The sequence below is a fragment of the Herbaspirillum lusitanum P6-12 genome (genome assembly GCF_000256565.1).
In the GTDB taxonomy this organism is placed as follows: Bacteria; Pseudomonadota; Gammaproteobacteria; order Burkholderiales; family Burkholderiaceae_D; genus Herbaspirillum; species Herbaspirillum lusitanum.
Window position 1 is genome coordinate 1 of record NZ_AJHH01000019.1, and the last position, 3,477, is coordinate 3,477.

A 3,477-nucleotide genomic window follows, 5' to 3' on the forward strand; every position below is an offset into this window, starting at 1 on the left:
TTTTTTTTTTTTTAAAAACGCGCTACTCTAACGCAGCCCCCGCACTACCCATTTAGGAAGAAGCAAGAATGTCGATAGCAGATCTTCGCAAGGATTACAGCCGCGCCAGCTTGTCGGAAAACGACGTCGCCGCCGATCCTGTTGTTCAATTTTCAACATGGTTCGATGAAGCGCTGAAAGCGGAAATTCCGGAACCCAACGCCATGAGCATCGCCACGGTAGGCGCCGACGGCCGCCCTTCATCGCGTATCGTGCTGCTCAAACAGGTCGACGCCGGCGGTTTTACCTGGTTCACCAACTATCACAGCCGCAAGGGGCGCGACATCGAGGAACATCCTTATGTCGCCTTGTTATTCCATTGGGTAGAACTAGAACGCCAGGTTCGCATCGAAGGAAGGATAGAGCAGGTCGCTGCCGCCGAAAGCGACGCCTATTTTTCCAGCCGTCCGCTGCGCAGCCAACTGGGCGCCATCGCTTCCGAACAAAGCGCACCGGTCGACCAGCGCGAAACGCTGGAAACGCAGTTCGCCGCGGCGGAACAAAAGTACGGCACTCATCCGGTCCGTCCCGCGCATTGGGGCGGCTACCGCGTGATACCGGATAAGATCGAATTCTGGCAAGGCCGGCCCTCGCGCCTGCATGACCGTGTTGTCTATACGCGCGGTGCAGACGGTGCATGGAGCCGGCAGCGCCTGCAGCCCTAGCTCGTCCCTGTTGACGACGCCATCGGAAAGGGCCGCGCTACAGCATCATTACTCGCACGGAGGAAAACATCGTGTTTTGGGAAAAGAAGCTAGCAGCTTGGGTAGACGACGTCCGACACGCAACCGCACTGCCGTTGCGCCTTGAGTTATGGAACGGCCGCCAATTCGATTTCAGTGACAACGCGCCGCAAGTCACTTTGCGCGTGCCGCACGTCTCGGCGCTGCCCTACCTGTTCCGCCCCTCGCTCTCCAATTTGGGAGAGGCCTACGTCGAAGGCAAGATTGACGTCGACGGCCCCGTCGCCAGCATCATCAACGTCGCCAACCTGCTTGCCGCAAAAACCCTGAAGGCGGAAGGAAAACTGTCGCGCATCGTCCGCACGGTGCGCCACAGCAAGGAAAAGGATGCCGAAGCGATCCGCTACCACTATGACGTTTCGAACGAGTTTTACAAACTCTTCCTGGACGAGAACATGGTGTATTCCTGTGCCTACTTCGAGAACGGCGACGAAGATCTCGCCACCGCGCAGATCAAGAAGATCGACCACATCCTGACCAAGATCAAGGTGCGTCCCGGCGACAGGCTGCTCGACATTGGCTGTGGCTGGGGTGCGCTGGTGTTGCGCGCGGCACAGAAATTCGGCGCGCAATGCGTCGGCGTCACCTTGTCCGAGAACCAGTACGCGCTGGCCAGGGAGCGCGTCGAAAAAGCCGGCCTGAGCGACCGCATTGAAATCCGGTTGCAGGATTATCGCGACGTCACCGGCACCTTCGACCGCATCACCAGCGTCGGCATGTTCGAACACGTCGGCCTGAAGAATTTGCCGCTGTATTTTTCGCATATCAACGCGCTGCTCGCCGATGACGGCCTGGTGATGAACCACGGTATCACCAGCACGGATATTGAAAATGGCGAATCCCCCTATGGCGGGGGCGAGTTTGTCGACAAATACGTTTTCCCCGCCGGTGAGTTGCCGCATGTCAGTCTGGTGTTGAAAACCATGCAACAGGGCGGATTGGAAGTGTTCGACGTGGAAAACCTGCGTCGTCATTACGCCAGGACCTGCGCTATCTGGGCCGATAACTTTGAAGCACGCTCAGAAGAAATCAAGAAGCTGACCGACGAAAAGCGCTATCGCATCTGGCGCGTTTATCTTGCGGGCAGTTCGCATGGCTTCGACAAGGACTGGATCTCGCTCTATCAGGTCGTCTGCGGCAAAGCGAATCGTCCTGCGGCGGCATTGCCGCAATCGCGCCGTTATATCTACGACGCGCAATAGTCGGAAACACCTGCGATCCCAATGAAAACAGCCGGCGTGTGGCCGGCTGTTTCTTTTGTTGATCTTGTCGCTTGATCCTGTTTTTGCTCGCCCTTGTCTCCGCTTATTCCTGCCTGCTCTTGGCAGCGAACACTTCACGGAATTTGGCCAGTTTCGGCGCCACCACGAATGCGCAATATCCTTGGAACGGATGTTGCTGAAAGTAATTCTGATGGTAATCCTCAGCTTTGTAATACGTTTCCACCGGGCTCAGTTCCGTCACGAGCGGCGCATCCCATACCAGTGCCATCTCGGCGATGATATGCTTGGCCGTATCGTACTGGGCAGGCGAATTGTAGTAAATCACCGAACGGTATTGCGTGCCGACGTCGTTGCCTTGGCGATTCAGCGTAGTAGGGTCATGGATGGTGAAGAAGACTTCCAGAATTTCCCTGAAGCTGATAAGTGCCGGATCGAAGCTCAGCTTCACGACCTCCGCATGGCCGGTATCGCCGGCGCAAACCTGTTCGTAGGTCGGATTCTTTACGTGGCCGCCGGTGTAGCCAGACTCTACGTGCTGCACGCCCTTGAGTTGCTGGTATACCGCTTCGAGGCACCAAAAACACCCGCCGCCGAGAACTGCTGTTTCAGTTGAAGTACTCACGATCGCTCCTGCGTCTGGATTCAAATGGATCTTGCGGCATACGCTTTGCAATTCATGCCGCATAGCTACGTTTATACCATTGCTCGCGAACAAAAACCTAGCGTCGGCAAATGCCGCTGCCGAAACCGAGGCTCAGGCGAGGTATTTCGGCATTGCCAGATACATCAATAATTAACAACTGGCCGTACTCAACAATTACATTCAGAAAATACCCCCGGCCTGTCTCAAGCAGGCCTTGGGTTACGTCCGATGATTTTTTGGGCATAATGTCCTACTTGTCAGAACCGTTTACACAGGTCTTAGATGCATTCTCGCTCCCCACGCGCTACCACGCGTGCTTTCGACTCAACTCATTTCCGCAAGGCATTGTCTCAGTTCGCGACCGGCGTCACCGTCATCACTACGCGCCTGGACGACGGCACCTTGCTCGGACTGACCGCGAGCTCGTTCAATTCAGTGTCGCTGTCGCCGCCGCTGGTGCTGTGGAGTCTGTCCGAACAAGCCAGCAGCATGCCGGTTTTCTCCGGCAATTCGCACTACGTGATCAATATCCTTGGCGCCGAACAGGCTGCGCTGGCGGAACAATTTTCGCGCAAGTCCGCCGATCGTTTCGACGGCGTCGACTACACCTTGTCGCGTACCGGTCAACCGGTGCTGAAAGGCGTCTCGGCCTGGTTCGAATGCCATAACCGCAGCCGCTATCCGGAAGGGGATCATGTGATTTTCGTTGGTGAAGTCGAACATTGCGAGGTCACGCCGCAAGCTGCGCTGGTCTTCCATGATGGCCGCTTTGTGAAGACCGACTAAATCAGAAAAGCACGTACTCAAATAAAAAAGCGCCCTCGGGCTG

4 protein-coding genes are annotated in these 3,477 nt (G+C 56.2%); 3 read left to right on the forward strand and 1 reads right to left on the reverse strand.

What is annotated here, in order from left to right; all coding sequences use genetic code 11:
* The first annotated feature begins 68 nt into the window (after positions 1-68).
* Positions 69-704 carry a pyridoxamine 5'-phosphate oxidase gene (gene pdxH / locus HLUSI_RS0100905; RefSeq protein ID WP_016832167.1) on the forward strand — a complete coding sequence of 212 codons (636 nt, stop codon included), beginning with the start codon at positions 69-71 and terminating at the stop codon, positions 702-704.
* A 71-nt stretch (positions 705-775) separates the two neighbouring features.
* A complete protein-coding gene (locus HLUSI_RS0100910; protein ID WP_029362967.1) occupies positions 776-1,984 on the forward strand; it encodes an SAM-dependent methyltransferase in 1,209 nt (402 codons plus the stop codon).
* Between the two features lie 103 nt (positions 1,985-2,087).
* Here HLUSI_RS0100910 and msrA read toward each other — a convergent pair whose 3' ends face one another.
* Positions 2,088-2,627 carry a peptide-methionine (S)-S-oxide reductase MsrA gene (gene msrA / locus HLUSI_RS0100915; RefSeq protein WP_040502991.1) on the reverse strand — a complete coding sequence of 180 codons (540 nt, stop codon included), beginning with the start codon at positions 2,625-2,627 and terminating at the stop codon, positions 2,088-2,090.
* A 303-nt stretch (positions 2,628-2,930) separates the two neighbouring features.
* Here msrA and HLUSI_RS0100920 point away from each other — a divergent pair, with 303 nt between their 5' ends.
* Positions 2,931-3,434, forward strand: coding sequence for a flavin reductase family protein (locus tag HLUSI_RS0100920; protein ID WP_029362969.1), 504 nt, complete (start codon positions 2,931-2,933; stop codon positions 3,432-3,434).
* Positions 3,435-3,477 lie beyond the last annotated feature (43 nt).